Annotated in this window: 22 protein-coding genes; 10 read left to right on the forward strand and 12 right to left on the reverse strand. The window is 60.5% G+C overall.

All coding sequences use genetic code 11. The features are described 5' to 3' along the window. The coding region (gene murJ / locus VIW95_RS07835) for a murein biosynthesis integral membrane protein MurJ (RefSeq protein WP_331585103.1) at positions 1 to 1,322 on the reverse strand (1,322 nt) is incomplete at its 3' end. 79 nt (positions 1,323 to 1,401) lie between these two features. On the opposite strand from murJ, the gene hemW reads away from it, so the two are divergent. Beyond that, positions 1,402 to 2,550 carry a radical SAM family heme chaperone HemW gene (gene hemW / locus VIW95_RS07840; RefSeq protein ID WP_331585105.1) on the forward strand — a complete coding sequence of 383 codons (1,149 nt, stop codon included), beginning with the start codon at positions 1,402 to 1,404 and terminating at the stop codon, positions 2,548 to 2,550. An 11-nt stretch (positions 2,551 to 2,561) separates the two neighbouring features. Here hemW and VIW95_RS07845 read toward each other — a convergent pair whose 3' ends face one another. The 3 genes from VIW95_RS07845 to VIW95_RS07855 are packed head-to-tail and all read right to left on the reverse strand — an operon-like array spanning position 2,562 to position 5,570. Next, positions 2,562 to 3,653 carry a DUF4185 domain-containing protein gene (locus VIW95_RS07845; protein ID WP_331585107.1) on the reverse strand — a complete coding sequence of 364 codons (1,092 nt, stop codon included), beginning with the start codon at positions 3,651 to 3,653 and terminating at the stop codon, positions 2,562 to 2,564. 30 nt (positions 3,654 to 3,683) lie between these two features. Beyond that, positions 3,684 to 5,303: a lysine--tRNA ligase gene (lysS, locus tag VIW95_RS07850; RefSeq protein ID WP_331585109.1), complete on the reverse strand. Its 1,620-nt coding sequence runs from the start codon at positions 5,301 to 5,303 to the stop codon at positions 3,684 to 3,686. Between the two features lie 21 nt (positions 5,304 to 5,324). Further along, positions 5,325 to 5,570: a hypothetical protein gene (locus VIW95_RS07855; protein WP_331585111.1), complete on the reverse strand. Its 246-nt coding sequence runs from the start codon at positions 5,568 to 5,570 to the stop codon at positions 5,325 to 5,327. Positions 5,571 to 5,799: 229 nt separating this feature from the next. Between VIW95_RS07855 and VIW95_RS07860 the strand changes: the two genes are divergently transcribed. The 7 genes from VIW95_RS07860 (at position 5,800) to VIW95_RS07890 (ending at position 13,675) form a co-directional block, all read left to right on the forward strand. Then, positions 5,800 to 6,840 (forward strand): DHH family phosphoesterase, encoded by a 1,041-nt coding sequence (locus VIW95_RS07860; RefSeq protein WP_331585113.1) that lies wholly within the window; start codon positions 5,800 to 5,802, stop codon positions 6,838 to 6,840. An 87-nt stretch (positions 6,841 to 6,927) separates the two neighbouring features. Beyond that, positions 6,928 to 8,382, forward strand: a complete 1,455-nt coding sequence (locus VIW95_RS07865) for an MFS transporter (RefSeq protein WP_331585115.1) — start codon at positions 6,928 to 6,930, stop codon at positions 8,380 to 8,382. Positions 8,383 to 8,479: 97 nt separating this feature from the next. After that, on the forward strand, positions 8,480 to 9,529 hold the full coding sequence (locus tag VIW95_RS07870; RefSeq protein WP_331585117.1) for a dienelactone hydrolase family protein: 1,050 nt from the start codon (positions 8,480 to 8,482) through the stop codon (positions 9,527 to 9,529). A 121-nt stretch (positions 9,530 to 9,650) separates the two neighbouring features. After that, a complete protein-coding gene (locus VIW95_RS07875; RefSeq protein WP_331585119.1) occupies positions 9,651 to 9,905 on the forward strand; it encodes an HPr family phosphocarrier protein in 255 nt (84 codons plus the stop codon). Between the two features lie 364 nt (positions 9,906 to 10,269). After that, entirely contained in the window at positions 10,270 to 11,457 is a 1,188-nt protein-coding gene (metK, locus tag VIW95_RS07880) for a methionine adenosyltransferase (RefSeq protein WP_331585121.1), read from the forward strand. Positions 11,458 to 11,550: 93 nt separating this feature from the next. Then, positions 11,551 to 12,867, forward strand: coding sequence for an adenosylhomocysteinase (gene ahcY / locus VIW95_RS07885; protein ID WP_331585123.1), 1,317 nt, complete (start codon positions 11,551 to 11,553; stop codon positions 12,865 to 12,867). 28 nt (positions 12,868 to 12,895) lie between these two features. After that, on the forward strand, positions 12,896 to 13,675 hold the full coding sequence (locus VIW95_RS07890) for a hypothetical protein (RefSeq protein WP_331585125.1): 780 nt from the start codon (positions 12,896 to 12,898) through the stop codon (positions 13,673 to 13,675). 473 nt (positions 13,676 to 14,148) lie between these two features. Here VIW95_RS07890 and VIW95_RS07895 read toward each other — a convergent pair whose 3' ends face one another. After that, complete coding sequence (locus VIW95_RS07895; protein WP_331585127.1) at positions 14,149 to 14,811, reverse strand: DJ-1/PfpI family protein; 663 nt, start codon at positions 14,809 to 14,811, stop codon at positions 14,149 to 14,151. Next, a complete protein-coding gene (locus tag VIW95_RS07900; RefSeq protein WP_331585129.1) occupies positions 14,808 to 15,473 on the reverse strand; it encodes a TetR/AcrR family transcriptional regulator in 666 nt (221 codons plus the stop codon). The genes VIW95_RS07895 and VIW95_RS07900 overlap by 4 nt, the downstream gene beginning before the upstream one ends. Before the next feature lie 128 nt (positions 15,474 to 15,601). Here VIW95_RS07900 and VIW95_RS07905 point away from each other — a divergent pair, with 128 nt between their 5' ends. Next, positions 15,602 to 16,594, forward strand: a complete 993-nt coding sequence (locus VIW95_RS07905) for a hypothetical protein (RefSeq protein ID WP_331585131.1) — start codon at positions 15,602 to 15,604, stop codon at positions 16,592 to 16,594. 24 nt (positions 16,595 to 16,618) lie between these two features. On the opposite strand, the gene VIW95_RS07910 is transcribed toward VIW95_RS07905, so the two are convergent. Both VIW95_RS07910 and VIW95_RS07915 read right to left on the reverse strand, forming a co-directional pair. Continuing rightward, the gene (locus VIW95_RS07910) at positions 16,619 to 18,385 is read right to left on the reverse strand and encodes an NADPH-dependent assimilatory sulfite reductase hemoprotein subunit (RefSeq protein WP_331585133.1); all 1,767 of its coding nucleotides are present in this window, start codon (positions 18,383 to 18,385) and stop codon (positions 16,619 to 16,621) included. A 25-nt stretch (positions 18,386 to 18,410) separates the two neighbouring features. Further along, the gene (locus VIW95_RS07915; protein WP_331585135.1) at positions 18,411 to 19,115 is read right to left on the reverse strand and encodes a TVP38/TMEM64 family protein; all 705 of its coding nucleotides are present in this window, start codon (positions 19,113 to 19,115) and stop codon (positions 18,411 to 18,413) included. 127 nt (positions 19,116 to 19,242) lie between these two features. On the opposite strand from VIW95_RS07915, the gene VIW95_RS07920 reads away from it, so the two are divergent. Then, complete coding sequence (locus VIW95_RS07920; protein ID WP_331585137.1) at positions 19,243 to 20,025, forward strand: SDR family NAD(P)-dependent oxidoreductase; 783 nt, start codon at positions 19,243 to 19,245, stop codon at positions 20,023 to 20,025. Between the two features lie 10 nt (positions 20,026 to 20,035). On the opposite strand, the gene rapZ is transcribed toward VIW95_RS07920, so the two are convergent. From rapZ to VIW95_RS07940, 4 genes are all read right to left on the reverse strand, one after another. Then, positions 20,036 to 20,911 (reverse strand): RNase adapter RapZ, encoded by an 876-nt coding sequence (gene rapZ, locus VIW95_RS07925; RefSeq protein ID WP_331585139.1) that lies wholly within the window; start codon positions 20,909 to 20,911, stop codon positions 20,036 to 20,038. An 18-nt stretch (positions 20,912 to 20,929) separates the two neighbouring features. After that, the gene (locus VIW95_RS07930; protein ID WP_331585141.1) at positions 20,930 to 21,391 is read right to left on the reverse strand and encodes a PTS sugar transporter subunit IIA; all 462 of its coding nucleotides are present in this window, start codon (positions 21,389 to 21,391) and stop codon (positions 20,930 to 20,932) included. Positions 21,392 to 21,462: 71 nt separating this feature from the next. Then, positions 21,463 to 21,888, reverse strand: coding sequence for a ribosome hibernation-promoting factor, HPF/YfiA family (gene hpf / locus VIW95_RS07935; protein ID WP_331585143.1), 426 nt, complete (start codon positions 21,886 to 21,888; stop codon positions 21,463 to 21,465). A gap of 26 nt (positions 21,889 to 21,914) precedes the next feature. Beyond that, a partial coding sequence (locus VIW95_RS07940; RefSeq protein ID WP_331585145.1) for an RNA polymerase factor sigma-54 occupies positions 21,915 to 22,526 on the reverse strand: 612 nt, incomplete at its 5' end.

Below are 22,526 nucleotides of genomic sequence, written 5' to 3' on the forward strand. Positions count from 1 at the left end.
CCCGCCACTCCCCACTTCTGAGCGATTCCGAGCAATGGCGGCAGTGGAATCGCGCACAGATAGCCCGAAATCACCGTCAGAACGACGCGGATGATTGCAAATCGTAATGGAGTGCGCGTGTCGAACAGCGCGTAGAACGCAGAGTTGTACAAGCGGCCCATCGTCGCCGCGAGCAGCCCGACCCCAGACCCCGCGAGTACCGCCCACACATACACCGCGTCGGCGCGAGTGAACGCGCCGGATTGGTAAATCATCGCGACGATCACGTCGCCGAGAATCAGAAACGCGGCCGACGAGGGCACCACCATGAATGCGATATGGCGCAGTCCACGATTGAGCCGCGTGCGGAGAATCGCGCTCATCTGCTCGGGCATCGCACCGGCGGCGCGCGACATGGCTGGCAGTTCGGACGCGGCTACCGAATATCCGAACAGGCTGATCGGCACCATGTACAGCAACTGGCCGTAGTTGAGCGCTGCGACGGCGCCGGTCGGGAGCAGGCTCGCCAGCACGTTGTCTACGTAGGTAGTGAGATTGATCACGCCGCGGCTGATCACGACCGGCGTCAGATTGTGGAACACGGATCGCAGTGGCGCGGCGACGCGCGCGAAGTCGATGCGATGCTTCCTGAGCAGGGCCAGCGTTTGCGGAACCTGCACCGCGATTTGCAAGGCGGAGCCGACGACCGATCCCCACGAGATTGCGATCGCGAGCCCGTCCTGCGAGCGGCGCGGCCCGTAGTAGAGCAGTGCCGCGATCATCGCGACGTTCCACGCCACCGGCGCGGTGTACGAGACGAAAAATTTGTGATGACTGTTGAGCACGCCGAGGAACCACGCCGACATGACGAGCAATCCTGCGCCGGGAAACAGAATACGCACGATTTGAATCGTCAACTCGCGCTTGTCGCCCTCGAAGCCCGGCGCGATCACGTCGATGAGATAGGGCGTCACCAGCACGCCTATTGCGACCAGCACGGTTACGCCGATCGTCATAATCGCGCCGACGCCCCAGGCGAGCATGTCGGCGGTTTCGTCGTCGCCTTCGCCAAGCAGTTTTCCGTAAACCGGGATGAACGACGCGGACAGAACGCCCTCGCCGAACAGGTTCTGCAGAATGTTCGGGATGCGAAAGCCTGCCTTGAACGCGTCGGCTGTGGCCGAGTCGCCGAGGAAATGCGCGAAAATGCTGTCGCGGACGAGGCCCGCGATGCGGCTGAGCAATACGCCCGCGGCGATGGTGCCGGCTTGATTTGTGCCGGAGCCGCTCGCGCGTGCGGGGGGTGGCTCGATGCTATCCTGATTGGGTGCGACTTTGGACAAATTGGCCTCTGACGCAGGCAGTATACCGACCGTGTCAGGCGCGTAGTAGCGGGCGTGGAAGGCGCGCTACAATCGACCTGTGAGCTTTTCGCTTTATGTCCATATTCCGTGGTGCCAATCGAAGTGCCCGTACTGCGACTTCAATTCGCACGCGGCGTCGTCGTGGCCGGAAGCGCAATACACTCGGGCGCTGATTTCAGAACTCGAACACAGGGCGAGCACTCCGTCGTACTCCGGCGAGCGCGTCAGGACGATCTTTTTTGGGGGCGGTACGCCGTCGCTGTTCGATCCAAAATCCATCGGCGAAATTATCCACGCTGCTGATCGGGTTTGCGGAATTGAAAACGATGCGGAGATAACGCTCGAGGCAAATCCCGGCACGGTGGACCTCGCGAAACTCACCGGGATGCGCGCGGCAGGCGTAAACCGAATCAGCTTCGGCGCGCAGTCGTTCAATGACGCGACGCTCAAGTTCCTCGGCCGCATCCACAGCGCCGATGAAACCCGTGCCGCTGCTAAAATGGCGCATCGCGCCGGCTTCGATCGGCTCAATCTCGATTTGATCTTCGCGGTTCCTGGACAGACCGTTGCCGATGTTCTCTTCGACATCGAATCGGTAGCGGCGCTCGAGCCGGATCACATCTCGGCTTACAACTTGACCTTCGAAGAAGGCACCGTTTTTTTCACCGACCTGAAGCGCGGACGAATCAAGCAGCTCGCGACCGACGAGCAAGCCGCGATGTATCAAACGGTGCGCGAGGAAATTCCGCGGCGCGGCTATACGATGTATGAAATCTCGAACTACGCGGCGCCCGGCCACGAGGCGCTCCACAACCTGACGTACTGGCGCGGCCAGACGTACCTCGGAATCGGCGCGGGTGCACATAGCTATGCGGGCGACGGGAGAGGCGGCCGGCGATGGTGGAACGAGAAGCTCCCGGCGCGTTACATCGCAGCGATCGATGAGCGCACAAATGCGGAAACCGGCAGCGAATCGATTGACGAAGCCACCGCGCAAAGCGAATTCGTGTTCCTGAATCTGCGGCTGCGCGAAGGCTTCGCGCTGGCGGACTTTCACGAGCGCTTCGGCCGCAACTTCGAATGCATGTTCGGCGGCGTCGCTACCCCACTATTCAACAACGGTTTGCTGACGCTCGATCGCGGCCGAATCAAGCTGACCGATCGCGGCCTGGAGATGGCTGACTCGGTATTCGCCGAATTCGTCTAGCCGCAATCAGGTCAACGTATTCCTAACTCGACGACCTCCGGGCGATAAATCGACATATTCTCGATCTGCTTGCGGAGCTGCGTGGAATTGCATGCGTAGGTCACGACCATGCTTCCGCCAGGCGGTGAGAACTCCAGGTGTTCCTTCGCCGCGTAGCAGAACGTGTCTTGATCGTATCGCGGATTGCCTTTGCTCATCTCTGGAAACGAGTAAACAGATTTGGGTTCCGACCACGGTCCTTCGAGCGTCGGCCCTTCCCTGATGACTATTTCGGGTGAGAAGGGCTGCGGACCATTCTGCACCGCGACCCACTTGTTGATCGACGCGTGAAATCGGACGCTCATTTCGGTCGCTCCGCGATCGATTATGATTCGTGCGTTCTTTAACCCGCTGCCCGCTTTCCATGTGCCGTCGTTTGTAAGGTATTCGATCGAGTCGCGCGGCCGCCCCAGTTGCGCGATCGCGATGCGCGCCACAATCATTGGATGGCTCTTGTGCTGAGCGTCGTCCAGCACAGTGTACAGATACAGATAGTCACCGCTCACGATTGTCGTCACACCCGGGAACGCTGCTGTGTTGTCGGAGAGATCGAGATACTCAACCGTCCAGTGTGCGGGAACATCAAGCGGGTCAGTGACCTTCGCCAGCGTGACTCCGATCATCTTGAAGCCGAACGGACCACCTTTCGGCAGGTCGACGATTTTTGCGAGAGCAACGTACAACGTTCCGTTCAGGTAGAAACCGTCGAGCGGCCAGTAGTGGAAGTGTTCGACGCCAGAAGTAAAAAATGGCTGTGGCGCCTTGGCGCCGCGATTTCTCCAGTAATAGCGGATGCTCCAGCTGCCGTTCGCGCATGAGGATATTGCAATCGTGTTGGACACCATTTTGGATCCGCTGCGAGTCGTTTGACCGGGATTGCCGACAAACGAATCACCAAACAACCAGACACTTTTGGTGTCGGATAAGCGAATCGAGTAAGCCGCGTCGCCGCCAAGCCACCCGTTGTCGTACGGGAACGAAGGCATGCATAGCGCCGCGCCGCCGGACGCTGAGCAGACGACGATGCACGTCGCGAACGCAAGGAGACCGAGAGCGCGGATCATATATTTCGCCGTTGCGGCGGCGCGTTGCGGTCAGGCGGCTCGCGCGATCGTTGCCTCGAGCAGCTCGACTATTCGCGCCGGCGTAGCAAGCCGGATGAACGCGCCGAGGCGCGGGCCGCGCTCCTGGCCTAGAATCGATCTGTACAGCAGCGGAAAAATCTTGCCGGGCTTGTCGTAATTTTCGCGGCCGAGATCGTAAATCTTCTTCTCGATCTCTTCGGCGCCCGCATCCTGGTTTTCGCGCAGATAGGTGTCGAGCGTTTTTAATTGCGCGCGTTCCGCATCGGTTGGCGTGTAGATCTTTTTCGTCGGCTCGACAAAATCTCGGTAGAAATTCAGCGCGCATTCCATCAGCGCCCGGCCCATCTTCTCAGTCTCCGGATCGCTTGCGATCGACGCGTCGTAGCGGACGATGTAACTCCAGATGAAATCGCGATCCGCGCTGCCCAGCGCCGCCACCGCATTCATCATCAAGCCGAAGGTGAGGGTCGAGTTGAATCGAGTCGGCGTCGTGCTCTGAATCACAAATTCGAGCACCGATTCGCGACGCTGCTCCTCCGACGCCGCCGCGTATTCGCGCACCGCGTCGAGGTACTCGTCGACGTACTGCGGAATCGCCTCGAGAAACAACTTGCGCGCGCGCCGCGGATTCAGCAGCAGGAAAAATTTCAGCACTTCGATCGGCGCGTAACGCGTCCACTGCTCAACCGACACGCCGCGGCCGATTGACTTCGAGATCTTGTGACCTTGCTCGTCGAGCAGCATCTCGAACGGAAATCCAAGCGGCGGCCGCGCATCCATCACGCGGAGAATCTGTCCCGACAGCCGCGCCGAGTCGGTGAGATCCTTGCCGTACAATTCGTAATCGACTCTGAGCACGTACCATCGCAGCGCCCAATCCACCTTCCATTGCACCTTGGCCTTCCCGCCAAGCACCGACTGCTCGCCGCGAAACCCGCATCCCGAGGTGCCGCCCGCGCTCTTTTCGCAAGTGAACTCGATCGAGGCGCGCTCAGGATGGTAGGCCGTCACCGCGCGCTCGACCACTTGCCCGCACTTCGGACAAATCGGCATGAACGGCGACCATCCCGCGCGATTTTCCTCACGCAGCGTCGGCGCGATTATCGCGATTATCTCCGCATGCTTCTCGAGGATCAGCTTCAGTCCCTCGTCGAAGCGCCCCGACGAATACATCTCGGAGGCGCGCGCCAGCTCGTACTCGACTTCGACCGGCGCGAGAAATCCGCCGAGCAGTCCGATCATATGATCGGCAAAGCTCGCGCAGCATCCGAACGGATCGGGAATCTTCGAGACCGGGATGCCCAGGTACTGCTCGAGGTCCTCGCGCTTCGGCACGTTCTCCGGCACTTTGCGGAGTCCGTCGAGGTCGTCGATGAAAACGATCAGCCGCGACGGCCGCGACGGCTCGATCAGATGAAACGCCTTGCGCACGAACGATGGGCGAAGAATCTCCGCCATCGTGCCCAGATGGGGCAATCCCGACGGCCCGAACCCGCTCTGGAAAATTACCGGGCGCGCGGGCTCGTACGCAGCGACGCGCTCCACGAGCCGCCGCGCTTCTTCACGAGGCCACAATTCCGCACCGGCCGCATTGCCGGGTTGTGACTCTGATCTCGACGCGCCAGCCATCGGTTGAGTTCTTCCTGAGTTCTACTCTTTGTCGGGATTCTTGCCGCGCAGCACACTCGCGACCGCCTCGTGAATCCACGGATCGATCTGCAAGTCGCGATTCTTTTCGGAGGCGAGCCGCAGTTTAACCGCACAGTTGCCGCAGATAAAGGCCTGCTGCCGAAAGCCGGCCGTATCCTCAACCGAAATGCGCAGCAGCCACTCGGAAAATTCGCGGCGGCATATCGCGCAGTGAAATTTATTTGATTGTGAATCCGGGGAACTCATAGCTCGCGTTATTCTATATCATTGCTTCAACTCTTTGCGCTGTGATATTTCCCTTCCACCGATGAATTTCACGACGTTTCGCCAGAATCCGCATTCCCCCCAGCATTTTCGGACCGCTCGTCCCGTTATTGGGTCCATCCGCGCGCCGCGCTCCTGCCCTCGAGCTCTCCGCGATTAGGCGATTGACTATACCCGTCGTCGCGATGCGACAAGGGTTTGTCTCACGATAATGGATCACGCGCTCACAAAGCAGAAAATAAAGGATTTGCGTGCGTTGGTCGGCGAGGGCGATCGCGTCGCCATCGTGCTGCAGGACGACCCTGATCCCGACGCGATGTCGAGCGGGATCGCCCTGCGTACTCTGCTCGGTCGCAACAAGCAGACCACGCCTTTATTCGCGTTCAAGCCCGTCACGCGGCCGGAAAATCTCACCATGGTGCATATGCTGGAGATTGAGATCCAGCCGGCCACGACGGAGGACCTGCGCGCCTTCGACAAGATTGCGATGGTCGATGTACAGCCGCCGTTCTTCGGCGAGAAAATTCCGCGCGCCGACATCGCGATCGATCACCATCCGGGGTATCCCGGCGGCGCCGCTCCGTTCGAGGACGTGCGGGTGAAATATGGCGCGACTGCGACGATCATGACCGAGTACCTGGTCACGGCTGACGAAAAAATCAGCGAGCGGCTGGCGACCGCGCTGCTCTATGGGATTCGCAGCGACACTTTGGCACTGTCGCGACGCGTCACCGATGACGACCTGCAGGCATTCGCGCATCTCACTCCGCTCGCCAACTACAGCATGCTCCGGCAGATCGATCGTCCCGAGCTGCCGCTCAGTTTCGCGCATATCCTGGCGGGTGCGATGAAGCGGCTGGTGGTCAAGGATCGCCTGGTCGTGCTCAATCTCGGCACGGTCAAGCGCGACGACCTGATCGTGCAGATGGCGGACTTCTGCCTGCAGTTCGAGGGCGTGTCGTGGGTCGCGGTCGCGGGCAAGCTCGAAGGCAAGCTCGTGATCAGTGTTCGCAATCACGGCATGAGCGGCAACAATGCCGGCGAGGCGGTGAAGAGTCTGTTCGCCGACATCGGCAGCGCCGGCGGACATCGCAACATGTCCAAGGCGGTGATTCCCCTGCGCGCATGGCGGCGGCGCGAGGGCACGACGCGCGACTCGCAAATCGAATCGCGCCTGCGCGAGTTGTTCACCCCGGCAATCAAGGCTCAAGCGGCGGCCGCTCGCCCCGCGCCCGCGCGCAATGGCAACTGACCCGCGCCGCGCGCCGGGTCCAATCGGGCGTTTACCGGTTTCGCCGATTTCCATATCGTGGTTTTTGTTCATGCGTAATCTGTTGCGATGAGTCCGACGCCTTCGAAAATTTCCGCGCTCGAATTCCTGGCGCCCATGATCGTCGGCTGCGCGCTCTTCATGGAGATGCTCGATGCGACGGTCATCTCGACCGCGTTGCCCGCGATGGCCAAGTCGCTCCACGAAGATCCGATCAAGCTCAACCTCGCGATCACGTCCTACCTGCTGAGCCTCGCCGTTTTCATTCCAATCAGCGGATGGATGGCGGATCGATTCGGCGCGCGCACCGTCTTCCGTACCGCGATCATCATCTTCACCACCGGCTCAGTATTCTGCGGATTCTCGAATTCGCTGCCGGAGCTGGTCGCCTCGCGCATTTTGCAGGGCTTCGGCGGCGCCATGATGGTGCCCGTCGGCCGCCTGATCGTTCTGAAGACCATCGCCAAGTCCGAGCTGGTCACCGCGATGTCGTATCTGACCGTGCCGGCCGTCTTGGGTCCGGTGGTCGGACCTCCGGTCGGCGGGTTCATCGTGACGTATTATTCGTGGCGCTGGATTTTTTTCATCAACGTGCCGATCGGCATGATCGGCATCACGCTGGTCACCTGGTACATCCCGAACATCCGCGAGGATGAGGTTTTCCCGCTCGACTTCCGCGGCTTTCTGCTAACCGGCCTTGGACTGGCGGGCCTGGTCTCCGGCTTCGAGTCGATCGGCCGCGGCGTTATTCCCGCGAGCATCGTCATGTGCGTGATGGCGGCCGGCGGAGTCTGCATGGCGCTCTACATCCTTCACGCCCGGCGCATCGACTATCCGATCATCGACATGGGATTGTTGAAAATCCCGACCTTCCTGGTTGCGACGCTGGGTGGCGGGCTTTTTCGGATGGGCATCGGCGCATTGCCGTTTCTGTTGGCGATGCTGCTGCAAGTCGTCTTCGGCCTCTCTCCGTTTGCGTCCGGGATGCTGACGTTCACCAGCGCGGCAGGCGCCCTCTTCATGAAAGCGACGGCGACACCGATCATTCGCCGACTCGGTTTTCGCTCGGTGCTGATTTCCAATGGCGTGCTCAGCGCCTTCATCATGATGAGCTATGCGCTGTTCCGTCCGACGACGCCCCATTTCCTGATCGTGCTGGCGCTTCTCTCAGGAGGATTCTTCCGCTCGCTGCAGTTCACCGCGCTAGGAACTCTCGCCTATGCCGACGTGCCCAATTCGTCGATGAGCGGCGCGAGCACTCTGTCGAGCATGGCGCAGCAACTGTTCCTGAGTCTCGGCGTCGCACTCGGCGCGATGCTGCTGCACATGAGCCTGAAGGCGAGCGGTTCCGCTCATTTGACGACGCATGATTTCATGCCGGCCTTCATTGTGATGGGAGTTCTCGCGCTGCTGTCGTCGTTGTTTTTCATCCCGCTCGAGTATCACGCCGGCGACGAAGTGAGCGGCCGCCAACGCGGCGTCGAACTTTCCCGCACGCCGCAAACAGTCACGGAAGCGGACTGATCGCGCGCAGTCGTTTACCGAGTGCGTTGCTTGAATTTCGTCGGGACGGAGAGTGAATTAAAAAGCGTCCGAAAGCCTTGTGATCGGTACGCTTCCGATGAAGAAGCCCGCTGCTCCCTTGATTCCGACCCGTTGGATCTTTTGGGCCAGTATTTTGTCGCTCGTACTCGTAGGAACTGCCTGTTCATCTATTCCCAGTTCTTCGGAAGGCGGTACTCCGACCCAGACTGCTAGTAGTGTTGTGCGTTTCACGTCCGCAGACGGCAAGACAAGTTTGCACGGTGTCCTTTCGGTACCGCGAGGAAATGGGCCCTTTGCCTCGGTGATCATTCTGGAGTCAGAAATTTGCGAGGGCGGATTTCCAGAGTGGGCTTCGACAACTCTCAACTCCTGGGGATACGCAACGCTGACAGTCGACAGCTATGCAGCGCGAAACCTGCCACCGAGCGCTTGCATTGATCTCACCGCCTTACAGCCCGCAGATACGGTCGGCGATGTCTACGGTGCTCTGCGCGTGCTCGAGCGCGATCCTCGAGTTGATGCCAACCGTGTGGCGCTCGTTGGTACTTGGGACGGCTCCACAACGATCATGGTGGCTGACACGCTCGAAGCTAAACACCGATATGTTTCCGCTGGGGTGATTCCCTTCCGCGCTTTTTTTGCGATCTCACCGTTCTGCAGAATAGAGTTCGCAGGCGCCGATCTACAGCCCTACGCCGCAGAACGCATCTACGTCGGAGAGCGAGACGACATGGCTCCGGCCTTCGCATGCGTGCAAATGGCTAAGTTTCTGGATAATGAGGGAGGTGATGTTTCCGTCAAGGTGTACCCCGGGGCGGAGCATGGATTCGACTACGTACCACCCGCAATCGTAACACCTCCCTTGGACTCCAAGGCGCTTCATCCTCATGGCGAAGACTTCACATATCCTCTTCGTCCTTACTATGTTCCGTTCGCAGATAATCTAGCAGCATGTTCCTTCCGCATAACGAGTATTTCGCAGAAGACTACGCAGGCGGAGGTAAGCCGATGCGCCCGCAAGGGTGTCCACACTGCCTCCGATCCTGCAGCTGCCTACTCAATGCAAGACGACTTGAAAAGTGACCTCGCGCAATTCCTTTCGGGCAACCAGAGCGTTCATCAATAACCTAACGTCGAACTTTCCCGCACGTCGCAAACAGTCACGGAAGCCGATTGATCGCGCGCAGTCGTTTACCGAAGCGGCAGATACCTTTATCGTAGTCTTCGTGAACGTGGCGGAGGCGACTGTGGAGGTTAAGAACCGGCTCGGACTTCATCTGAGGGCCGCATCCGCGCTCGCGCAAACAGCCGCACAATTCACCTCGAAGATCATGATCGGCACGAGCAAGGACGACCTGGTCAGCGCCAAGAGCATGACCAGCCTGATGATGCTGGGCGCCGCCCAAGGATCCAAGCTAAAAGTCCGCGCCGAAGGCCCCGACGCCCGCGATGCCCTGAAGGCTGTGCAAACCTTGTTCGACGACCGCTTCGGCGAGGAGTGATTCCAGGGCTTCGAGTCATCCAGCGTTGTCTTGAAATCCTGGCTCGCTTCTCTTTCCCCTCTCCCATTCTGGGAGAGGGGCAGATGCTCCGGCCAGTTGCGCAGAGCCATTCTTGGACAAGGAGAGGTCCGGAACAGGAGCCTCTACCTTGCTTCTGTCCGATTGGTCAGTTATACCTTCAATACCTGAAATCTTGCGGCGCACTGCCGTCTTTTCCACTATTTGGCAGACGCCATGCTGGCCCTCTGGAACAGAACTCAATTGAACCTTTCAGTCCCGCGCGCGACCTGCGTCAGTTGAATTCCGGTCTGCGTCGGGCCACCCGAAAACCTGCAATGCGCTTTCCAAGGAGCAATCGCGAATAATGCCGCTTAAGGATTTCCTGTTCACCTCCGAGTCGGTTTCCGAAGGCCATCCGGACAAAATGTGCGACCAGATTTCGGACGCCGTCCTCGACGCGCTCCTTAAGGAAGACCCCAACTCACGGGTCGCGCTCGAATCGCTCGCCAAGACCGGGCTCATCGTGCTCGCCGGCGAGATTACCAGCAAGGCGCGTCCCGACTATGTGAAAATCGCGCGGCAGACCGCCATCGACATCGGCTACAACAGCACCGAGGTCGGCTTCGACGGCAATATGTGCGCCGTCCTCACTGCCATCGAGCCGCAGTCGGCCGACATCTCGCAGGGCGTCACCGAGGGCGAAGGCCTCCACAAGGAACAGGGCGCCGGCGATCAGGGCCTGATGTTCGGATTCGCGTGCGACGAGACGCCTGAAGTGATGCCGCTGCCGATCGCGATGGCGCATCGGCTGATGGAAAATCTCACCAAGCTCCGCAAAAGCCGCCAGCTCGATTTTCTGCGGCCCGACGCCAAGAGCCAGGTCACAGTGCGCTATGTCGATGGCCGCCCGGTCGAAGTGACGGCGGTCGTCGTTTCGACGCAGCATTCGCCCGAAGTGAAATACGAGAGAATCCGCGAGTCGGTTATCGAGGAACTGGTCAAGAAAACGATTCCCGCGCAGTACCTGACGCGCTCGACGATCTACCACGTCAATCCGACCGGCAGCTTCATCATCGGCGGACCGCATGGCGACTGCGGACTCACCGGCCGCAAAATAATTGTCGATACCTACGGCGGCTACGGCCGTCATGGCGGCGGCGCGTTCTCGGGCAAGGACCCGAGCAAGGTCGATCGATCGGCCTGCTACATGGCGCGTCACGTTGCGAAAAATGTCGTCGCCGCGGGACTTGCCACCAAATGTGAAATCCAGGTCGCCTACGCAATCGGCGTCGCCGAGCCTGTCTCGCTGCTCGTCGATACTTTCGACACCGGCATCGTGCCCGAGAACAAACTGTCCACGACCTTGCGCGAGCTGTTCGATTTCCGGCCCGCCGGCATCATCAAGACCCTCAACTTGAAGCGCCCGATCTATCAGCCGACCGCCGCCTACGGGCATTTCGGCCGCGACCCCCGCGACGGACTGTTCCCGTGGGAGCGCGTCGACATGGCCGAGACTCTGCGCAACGCGTTCGGCCTCAACGGCCGCAGCTGACAGAAAACTGCAAGCCGTTTCACAAATTGAGTAATAACTTTCCTGAAAAAAACTTTCCTGAAAAGACTTTCCTGAAAAGAGAGATTGATCACGATGGCCACGACGGCAAGAAAGCTCAAAGCAGTCACTAAATCCCGCACCAACGGCAACGGCCGCGACTTCGACGTGCATGACCTCGGACTCGCCGAGGCCGGCCGCAAGCGAATCGAATGGGCCGACAAGCAGATGCCGGTGCTGCGCCGCCTGCGCGAGCGATTTGCCAAGGAGCAGCCGCTCAAGGGCCAGCGGATGGGCGCGTGCCTGCATATCACCTGTGAAACCGCCAACCTGCTCCGCACTCTGAAGGCGGGCGGCGCCGAAGTGATCGCGTGCGCGTCGAATCCGCTCTCGACCCAGGACGACGTCGCAGCCGCGCTCGTCGATCAGTACGGCATTCCCACTTTCGCCATCCACGGCGAAGATCGCGACACCTACTACAGTCATCTGCGCGCGGTGCTCGAGCGCCGTCCGACGATCACGATGGACGACGGCGCCGACCTCGTCAGCCTCCTGCACACCGAGTTTGCCAACCAGGCCGACGACGTGAAGGCCAGCATGGAGGAAACGACGACCGGCGTAATCCGCCTGCGCGCGATGGCCAAAGACGGCGCGCTGAAGATTCCGGTGGTCGCCGTCAACGACGCGCAGACCAAGCATCTATTCGACAATCGTTACGGCACCGGACAGTCCACCCTCGACGGCATCATCCGCGCCACCGGCGTGCTGATCGCCGGTTCGGTGGTCGTCGTCGCCGGCTACGGCTATTGCGGCCGCGGCATCGCGTCACGCGCGCGCGGCCTCGGCGCCGACGTGGTAGTGACTGAGGTCAATCCGATTCGTGCGCTCGAAGCCGCGATGGACGGTTTCCGCGTGATGAAAATGATCGACGCGGCCAAGGTCGGCGATATTTTCATCACCGCCACCGGCGACAAGCACGTCCTGACGTCGGCGCATTTCACGCAGATGAAAGACGGCGCGTTCCTCAGTAACTCGGGCCATTTTGACATCGAGATCGACGTCGCCTACCTGAACGACGCCGCAAAAAAAGTCGATCGCGACGTAACCCGCCACATCGACGCCTACCATCTCTCCAACGGCCGCATCGTGTACTTACTCGGCGAAGGCCGCCTCGTGAATCTTGCATGCGCCGAAGGCCACCCCGCGCAAGTGATGGACATGAGTTTCGCAACGCAAGCGATGGCCTCCGAGTGGGCCGCCAAGAGCACTCAGATGACCGTCAAAGTTCACGAAGTTCCGATCGAGATCGAAGAAGAAATCGCCGCAGTGAAACTAGCTGCGATGAGCATCAAGATCGACACGCTGACGGCTGAGCAGCGCAAGTACCTGGCCAGCTGGGAATCCGGCACCTAGCAAGTTACGCCGCGCGGCGGTCGGCGAGATGAAGCCGGAAAGAATCGACATTGAAGCGGCGCAGCGCGCTAGCGGACTCCGGATCGTCACGCTCGCGCACGTTCCAAGCCCGTGGGGGGAAGCGCTCAAGGGCATCCTGCATATCAAGCAGCTCGCGCACGCGCGGGTTAGCCATGTCTTTGGATCGCCGACCACGACGCTTCGGGAATGGAGCGGGCAGGACAGCTTTCCGGTCATGGCATGGAATGACGAGCCTCCGCGCACCACGTGGATCGATCAGCTCAATCTCGCCGAGCGGTTGGCGCCGACTCCGCGACTCATCCCGGAACGCCTCGAGGATCGCGTCTTGATGTTCGGCTACTGCAACGAGCTATTTGGCGAGAACGGCATCGGATGGACCGAGCGCCTGCGCGGAGTGCATGATCAGATCACGAAACCGGGCGGCGATTCGGCGGGCGTATCGGCATACCTGGGAAAGAAGTATGGCTACACGCCAGAAATCGGCGAGCGCGCAACCGAACGAGTAGCGTCAGGTATCGGCGCGCTCGCAAAGCGGCTCCAGGAGCAGAAGTCCCGCGGCAGCCGATTCTTCATCGGCGACAATCTTTCCGCGATGGACGTTTATTGGGCGGCTTCCTCGAATGCGATGAAACCGCTGGCGACCGAGCTATGCCCGATGAACGACCGGATTCGCCAGGCATTCACGATCACCGAACCAACCATCGTCGCTGCGATGCATCCGATTCTGATCGAGCACCGCGACTTCATCTTCAAGAACTACCTCGATCTGCCAGTAGATCTTTCGTAACGGTCAACTTTATCGCCACGGCTTTGATGCGATTCTGAGCGGCTGACGCGTCAGGCTGCTCAATCAATTCAAAGAGATGGCGGTCTGGATCGTCGAAATAGATGTGGCGACCGCCGCACTCCGATCGATTGATCTCGCCGCGTCCTCTGCCGTCGAATGAGGAATAGAAGTTGGCAGCTCCGCGGCTGATGCGCGAGAGAGCCGCGTCGAATTCCGCACTGCTGAACAGGAAGGCGAACTGAAAAGCCCCGCATGGTTTAGTCCCGGAAAAATCGATCGTTAGCCCGTTACTCCCGCGAATGCGAACGCATCCACTCGAGCCAGCTTCCGCTTCCAGTCCCAGGACATCGGCTAGAAGTCTGGCGGTCGCCAGTTTGTCCTTAGCTGGTACGACGATGTGATTGACTTCGACCGTTACATTCCACGCAGTCTTAGACCGCCAACAGGCCGCAGCCGGCATCACCGTCGTGCACCTACCCTGCCAGCCGCTCCATTTCCGCGGCCATGAATTTCATGGCTTGATCGACAATCGCCGGACCTGCGTCCTTGGGGTTGCCCGCATTGAATGGAGGTTCGGGATCGTACTCCATCGCCAATTGCGTCAACTTGGCGGCGTCGTCTCCGCGCAACTTCGCAAGTACCACCAGTCCGAAATCGATCCCGGCCGTGACCCCGCCGCCAGTGATCCGGTTTCGATCCACCACCACTCGAGCATCAATCGGCTCCGCTCCGAACGCAGTTAGTCCATCGCGCGCCGCCCAATGAGAGGTGGCTTTGTATCCTTTGAGGAGACCGGCGGCGCTGAGCAGCAAGGATCCGCTGCAGACTGACGGTACGTACTTCGCACGCGCCGCTCGATCGGCGAGAAAATCCAGCACCTCGCGATCGTTCATAATCGCCTGCTGACCAAACCCGCCCGGCACGAACAGGATATCGAGATCACGCGGACAGGTCTCGAACGTGGCCGTGGGCCCAATCCCGATGCCGGTGTCAGACGCGATCAGGTCCGTCGTTTTCCAGACGAGATGAATATTGGCGAACCACGAAAAGACCGTCTGCGGACCGATTAGATCCAGCAGCGTCAGCCCCGGGTAAAGCAGCATCCCAATCTCGAGCCGTGATTGGTCTGGTTTCATGATTTTCCTCTCCTCGCCGGACGCGTTTTGCTTCGTGCGTTTCGCTTGACGACTCTTTGCTTGCTGTTCTGTGGAATCGCGCGATCGAGGAGCGCCTTAAACGCAGACTGTGCGCGCGCGTCAGCATCTGTGGCGCGCAGAAATCGATGCGCCGCGTGATGACCCAGGTAGATGCCGCAGAGTTCCCACACGAACTGGTCCACGTCGAGGTCACGACGGAAGTGCCGCAGATCGACCGCGCGCACGACGAGCTCGGTCAACAGTCCTCGCCATTGCGCTTCCATTTCCAGGATCTTGTTCCTGACGCGGCCCTCGATGTCATCGAACTCGAACAGACCGGCCGCGACCGGACAGCCTCCCGGCAAGCCGGCGCGCTGCGCCCATCCAAACCAGTTGCGAACCAGCGCTCGCAATCGCGGAAGTCCTTCACCGGCCGTCATCGACGGCTCGACGACATGCTCGGTCGCGAACTCAGCCATATGCGAGAGCAATTCGATCTGGACGTCTTCCTTCGAGCGGAAGTGCGCGAACAGCCCGCTCTTCGACATTCCAACCTGGTCGGCCAGCACTCCAAGCGTAACCCCGGCCAGCCCCGATTGGCTCATCAGGGCCAAGCCTTGATTCAGTATCCGCTCGCGGGTCGACGTTTCGGGATTCGGCATGCGGCCAGAACAGCACGACCGGTCGTGCTATGTCAAGGCGCACCGTCGAGCTTTCTCGCTGCAGCGATCGCGTGCTATGCGCTGCTCGAGCGGCCGAATCAGAAGTCCCGGCTGGAATCATGATGAGCTTGATCCAATCACTCCGACTGGCGACGTTGCTGGTTCTCTTTATAGTTCTCGCTCGCGCGTCTGCGTTTGCCGGGCCGGTTTGCCAGAAGCGCGCGGAGGCGACGCCTGCTTTGCGTCGTCTCGGCGACGTGATGATGACGGGGCGCTTTGTTGCGTACGATCCCACCTCTCTCCAATTCGTAAATGGACAAGCGACCCACGCCGATGAAGCCAGCATGCTCGAAGATTTGAAGGTGCTACGGCCTCGCTTCGACGGCTTGATCACCTACACGTCGGCGAACGGCGCGGATAAGGTCGCCGATGTCGCCGCGAAGCTGGGTTACCGCGCGCTGATAATGGGTATATACGACATCGCGAACCGCGAAGAACTCGACAATGCCCTGGCCGCGGCGAAGCGGCATCCTGAACTGGTGGTGGGATTGTCGATCGGGAACGAGGTCGCATTCAGCAAGCGGGCTACTCTCGATCAGATCGTGAGCGCGGTGATGGGGGTAAGGCGAAGGGCGCCGAACCTCGCACTAACTACGACTGAACCCTTCCACATTTTCCTTCAGCCCGCGGCGGAGCCGCTCTTGTCGCAACTCGACTTCATGCTGGTCAACGTCCATCCGATCTATGAGTCCTGGTTTCGCTTCATTGTTGATGAAAATGCCGCCGACTTCGTCGTGCAGTCCGTGGACAAGCTTGCCGAGGTTTATTGCGGACCGATTCTCGTTAAGGAAACCGGTGAGCCGACGGCGCCTGGGCAAGCGGGCTACACACCAACGCGACAGGCCTTATTTTATGACGCCCTCTATCGCAAGTTTCCGTCGACTCGGGCACGAGCGTTTGCATATTTCTGCGCGTTCGACGCGCCTTGGCGGGTCAATGACGGTCTGGTTCTTGGGATTCATCCCGGCCCGGAAGATAGCCATTGGGGAATATACGACGAGAAACGCCGGCCCAAACCCGTGGTGAACGTAGTTCCCATCTTGCCGAAGCTCACAAGATGATCGCCCGTCGCGCCTCACTGGCGACTAGCGCTTTTTCAGCTCTTCGTCTGGCGTCCGATCCAGATAGTCGCCCGCGGGCAAGACGTGAGGGTTGTGGTCGCGGATTGCCCTCACCAGATGCTTTAGCGCGTCGATCAATCCGTGCTCGCTAAGGCGCGGATAGAGCACGCGAGCGAGGCGGCTACCGTCGCGGGCGCCGCCCACCATCAGCACGAAATCATTTTTGCCGTAGCCTATGATCCCGATCTCGGCCGTGGGCGGACGCGAGCAGCTGTTCGGACATCCGGCCATCCGGATCATCACGTCAACGCTGCCAAGTCCGTCGTGTTCCAATTCCGCGAGATAGCGCGGCAGCGCGCGCTCCGCATGCGTCATCGCGAGTCCGCAGGTCGGCTTGGCTGGACAGGCCATCGCGAGCCTGCGGATCGGTGGCACCGCTCCATCAAAGGGCACGCCGTTTTCGGCCAGCGTGCGCTCGAGCCATTCGCGACGCGCCGCCGGTACGTGCGCGAGCAGCAGATGCTGGTTGGGCGTGATGCGCACCCCGATTCCTTCGACCTCCTCCACGATGCGCCGAATTGCGCTCCGATATTTAATCGTCGCATCGTCGCGCACGCGTCCGCTGGGAATGAGAATTCCGAGGTAAAGAAAGTCGCCAGCGCCGGTTTCCCGATGCCATCCCAGATGATCGCGCACCGGCGGCAGCGAGACAGGCTCGGCGTCGGCGAGCGCGATACCAAAGCGTTCGCGCAGAGTATTTTTGACAGCGGCAACTCCGAGGCGGCGAATCGTGTATTTCCAGCGCGCGTTGCGCCGGTTGCGGCGCTCGCCATGCTCGCGCTGGATCGTCGCGATTGCGCGCACCGTGTCGAGCACCTGCCCGCGCTGAACGACGCCAAGGTAAAGCGCCAGCAGCGGCATCGTCTCGGCCTGGTTGTGCGTCGCGCCCATCCCGCCGCCGCTGTAGAGATCGTAACCCGTGACCTCGCGGCCCTTAATCCGAGGCAAGAAGCCGACGTCCTGCGTCAAAAGATCGACGCTGTTGTCATGCGGATGCGCAAAACCGACCTTGAATTTGCGCGGGAGATACTGCGCACCGTAGATCGGCTCTTCCGAGTTGAGCGGGGCTACCTGTTGTCCACTCTCGTCGGTGAGGAACACCTGGTAGTAGGCCGAACTCTGCGGCGCCATCTCGAGCGCCACCGCATGCGCCAGTTCGGAGGAATCCAGCGGCAGCTCAGCGTCGAGATCGTCGATCGGACTCGCGACTGTATTGCGATTCACGTCGCCACACGCGCCGAGCGTGGTGAGTTGGTAGCCATTGCCGGTGGCGCTCGCGTTGATCTCACGAATCAGCGAACTCAGATTGTGCCCCCGCACGTAGTGAAACTGAACGCCCTGGCGCGCGGTTAGCCGGAGGCTGCCATCGGCGTAGCGATCCGCGGCCGCGTCGAGCGCGAGCCACTGCGCCGGCGTCAATTCGCCGGCGGGAATCTTGACCCGCACCATGAAAATGAAATCGCCGTCCTTCTTGCCGCTCTCGTTGCGCTCGCGCTGTTTGTAGATGCCGAAATGCTTGGAGATTTCTTTCGCATGCTCGCTGATCGTCTCGGCCTGGCGCGCGCTCAGCGCGTCGATCTCCAAGCGCATCGTATGCCGGCTCTCATGCGTCGAATGGACGTAGAACAGTCCCTCGCTCGCCTGCTTGAGCCGCTCGACGGTCGACATTTCCGCCGCGCTCGAGTTTTCGAGCGTTACCGGCGGGACGTCGCGGTGATGCTTGGTTTCCATTTTGTGGAACTGTGACGTGACGCGGCTAGTCGTCGATTTTGACCTGCGTCCAGCGCCGGTAGATCTCGCCGCATCCGATCGACGCGCCGATGAGCAATAGCGCGAGGAAAAACTTCGGCGACATCGGATGCCACAGGGCGTCGCCCAGAAAGGCGTACAGGATCGTTCCCGGAATCATGCCGATCATCGTCGCCCAGAAATAATCATAAAACGTAATCGGAGAAGCGCCCGCCAGCAGGTTCAGCGCGTTATACGGAATCACGGGGACAAACCGCAGGTAGAGGATTATCTGAAAGCCGTGCTTCGCGATCCTCTGCAGCATCGCGTGGAATCGCTCGCCGACGATTCGCTCTACGAACGACTTGCCGAGAAATCTTCCCGCGGCAAACGCCACCACGGCGCCAACGTCGCCGCCGATCAGCGAATACACCGAGCCCCACTTCGTGCCGAATGCGAGCCCGCCCGCGATCGTCATCACCGCGCCGGGCACCAGGAACGACGGCCCCACCGCGTACAGCAGCATATAAACGACCGGCCCCCACGCACCCCACTTGATCACCTCCACCTTGACGGTCGCGGGATCGCTGATCCAATTCCAGTGCTCGATGAGAAGCCAGATTGAACCGCCGACAATGATCGCGATTATCACGAGCTTGACGGCGTTCATCAGCCACGAGCTGTTGGCGCTCGGCTGGTCAGATTGAGGTCCGACGGGATTGACGGCAGCCACGATCCTTCAATGATATTGGGCGGCGGCGCGGTTAGACAAGGCTTCGCGCGCGCGTTGTAGGCGAATCGCGATGCTACTACAGTCGGCGCAGTGATCGATACTCAAAATCGCCAAGGAAAACATCTCAATGAACGAACTCGCGGATAAAGTCGCAATCATCACCGGCGGCGGCTACGGAATCGGCAAACAGATCGCGCTGAAGTACGGCGCGGCGGGCGCGAAGATCGTGATCGCGGCGCGTTCGCCTGAACCGATGAAGCAGACCTGCTCCGAACTCGAGCGCCTCGGCGCCCGCGCGATTCAGGTGAGCACCGACGTCTCCAAGGAAGCCGACTGCGCAAAGATGGCCGCCGAGACGATGAAGACATTCGGCCGCATCGACATTCTGGTCAACAACGCCGGCATCTCGGGACCCACCAAGCGAATCACCGACATGTCGCTCGCCGAATGGCAGGAGACGATCGACATCGATCTGACCGGAACGTGGCTCGCGACGCGCGCCGTGCTGCCGGCGATGGACAAACAACGCACCGGCAACGTCATTAACATTTCGTCGGGCGCGGGACGGCGTGGTTTTCCGTTGCGCTCGCCGTACGCGGCGGCGAAGTGGGCGATGATTGGGCTCACGCAAACCATAGCCGGCGAATGGGGCCAGCGCGGCATCCGATGCAACTGCATTTGTCCCGGTGCCATCGAGGGCGAACGAATCGAACGCGTGATGCGCGCCCGGGCCGAGGCGCTGAAACAGCCGTACGAGCAAATCAAGGCTGGCTTCGTGTCGCAGGCCGCGATGGCCAGGATGGCGACGGAGGAAGAAGTCGCGCGCGTCGCGCTGTTCCTCGCGCTCGACACGTCGGCAGGAATGACCGGTCAGACGATGAACGTAGATTGCGGCAGCATCATGAACTAGGCGTCGCCAGCTAGCGCGCGATGTCGTTGTCGCGCACAGTGCTCGCGAAACCGGTGCTCTCGAGGCGCTTCATCAGTTCGCGCGCGAGCACCGGCGAGCGATGGCGTCCGCCGGTGCATCCGAGGCCGACAGTCAGGTAACTCTTCCCTTCGCGCTGATACAGCGGGATCAGAAAATCGAAAAGGCGGCCGATCTCGTCGACGAAGCGCTTCGCCTCCGGCTGCGCCATCACATACTCGTGCACGCGCGGGTCATTGCCAGTGAGCGGCCGCAGTTCGGGGACGAAAAACGGATTCGGAATAAACCGCACGTCGAGCACGACGTCCATCCCGCCCGGCAAGCCGTACTTGTAACCGAAAGAAACGATCGAGAGCGACATTCGCGAGCCAGCGCTTGCGCCCAGCACGGCCGCCGTGACTACCTCGCGCAGTTCGTGGACCGTGAGCGTGGTGGTGTCGATCACCCGATTCGCGCGCTCGCGCATCTCGGCCAGCGCGAGACGTTCGGCGCGGATGCTCTCGGCGACGGTCGCACCGCTGGCAGCCATTGGATGCGGGCGGCGGCTCTCAGAGTAGCGGCGCGCGAGTACGTCGTCGGACGCGTCGAGAAAAATTACTTCGGGATGAATTCCGGCGGCGTCCAGCTCGGCAAAGATCCGCGGCCATTGCGGGAAGAACAGCCGTTCGCGCGAATCCACTCCGAGCGCGACGCCCTTCAGCGCGGGATCGCGTCCCGCGGCGAGCATCGCGACGTTGGGCGCCAGCGCGACCGGGAGATTATCGACGCAGTAGAAGCCCAGGTCCTCGAGCACACGCATCGCTGACGCGCGTCCGGAACCTGAGACACCGGTGACTATTATCAGGCGAGGTGGCTGAGGCGAGCTCATCGGACTTGAGTGGCCGTCTCAGTACTTGTTGTCTTCTTCCTTGATCAGGGAATACAGCTCGTCACTGTCCTTGGCTGCCAGGAGCCGGCTTCGAAAAGAACTCTCCTTGAGCAGTCGCGAGACGCGCGCGAGGGCTTTGAGATGCAGGCTGGCGGAATCTTCCGGCGCCACCAGCACGAAAAATAACTGCGATGGGCCGCCGTCGAGCGAATCGAAATCCACTCCTTCCGCATGGCGTCCGAACGCTCCGATTATTTTCGTGACGCCGCGCAACTTGCCGTGCGGGATTGCGATTCCGTCGCCAATCGCGGTCGAGCCGAGCCGCTCGCGCTCCGCCAGCACTGCGGTCAGATCACTGAGCTTGATCTCCTTGTACTTGGCGGCCAGCGCTTTCGCGAGTTCATTCAGTACGTCGGGCTTGGTGGTGCCTTTCAGGTCGGCAATGACCATGTCGGAGCTCAGGATATCGGTAATTTTCATCTAGTCGTTTTACGTCCGATTAAAATTGGATATGAGGATAGCGATCTCGCGGTCGGGGCAGCGCAAGCGAATCAAATTTCCTCGCTGGCGCTCAAGACCTGACCGGTCGAAGGCGATCTGACTTTCTTCGCCTTGAATTTTTCCAGATGCTTCTTCAGTTGGCGTCCGACTTTGTCCTCGAGCAGGTCGATCACCGAGTACAGATCCTTGGTTTCTTCCTGCGCGGTCACCGACAGACGCCCTGATTTGACAGTAACTTCGCCGTGCTGCCGATATTTGTCAACCGTGAGAATCAGGTGAGCCTGGCAGGTGCGTTTAATCAACTTGCCTACGTGCGCGAATTTTCGTTCCGCGTACAGCCGGATCGCGTCGGTCGGATCGACGTGTCGAAACGTCACCGTGACTACAGTCACCGGCGCGTTTGCGATCCGCTCCGCGCGCCGCACTTTTCGGACTGTCGCGCGGCCACGCTTGCCCCGCTTTTCGATTTTGCTCATCTGCTTTTGCCCGAGCCCCGCGCGACTCATCCGATCTGTTTGCGATTTGCCGACGGCGGGATTCCCATCGCCTGCCGATACTTGGCCACCGTGCGGCGTGCAATATTGATCTGCTTGGCGCGCAGCATTTCCGCGATTGCCTGGTCCGAGAGCGGATTCTGCGGCGTCTCCCCCGTCACCATCCCGCGGATCTGTTCCTTGACGGTTTCGGCGCTCACGTCTTCGCCGCCGGCGCCTTTGACGCCCGAGGTGAAGAAAAATTTCAGCTCGTAGATTCCCTGTGGAGTGTGCGCGTACTTGTTGGCAGTCGCGCGGCTGATCGTCGATTCATGCATCCCGATGTCTTCGGCGACATCCTTGAGCACCAGCGGTTTCAGCAGGCTGATACCGTGGTCGAAGAACGCGCGCTGGAATTTCACGATCGAGGTCGCGACTTTGAAGATCGTCTGCTGGCGCTGGTAGATCGATTTCACCAGCCATCGCGCCGAGCGTAACCGCTCCTGCAGATACTCCTTGGTCTCGGGCGCAACGTCCACGTCATGAAGCACGCGCTGGTAGTAGCCCGCCAGGCGCAGGCGCGGCACCGCGTCGCGATTGAGGGTGACGACGTAGTCCTCGCCAACCTTGTGGATATACAC

The organism is Binatus sp. (SeqCode), assembly GCF_036522015.1.
GTDB lineage: Bacteria > Desulfobacterota > Binatia > Binatales > Binataceae > Binatus.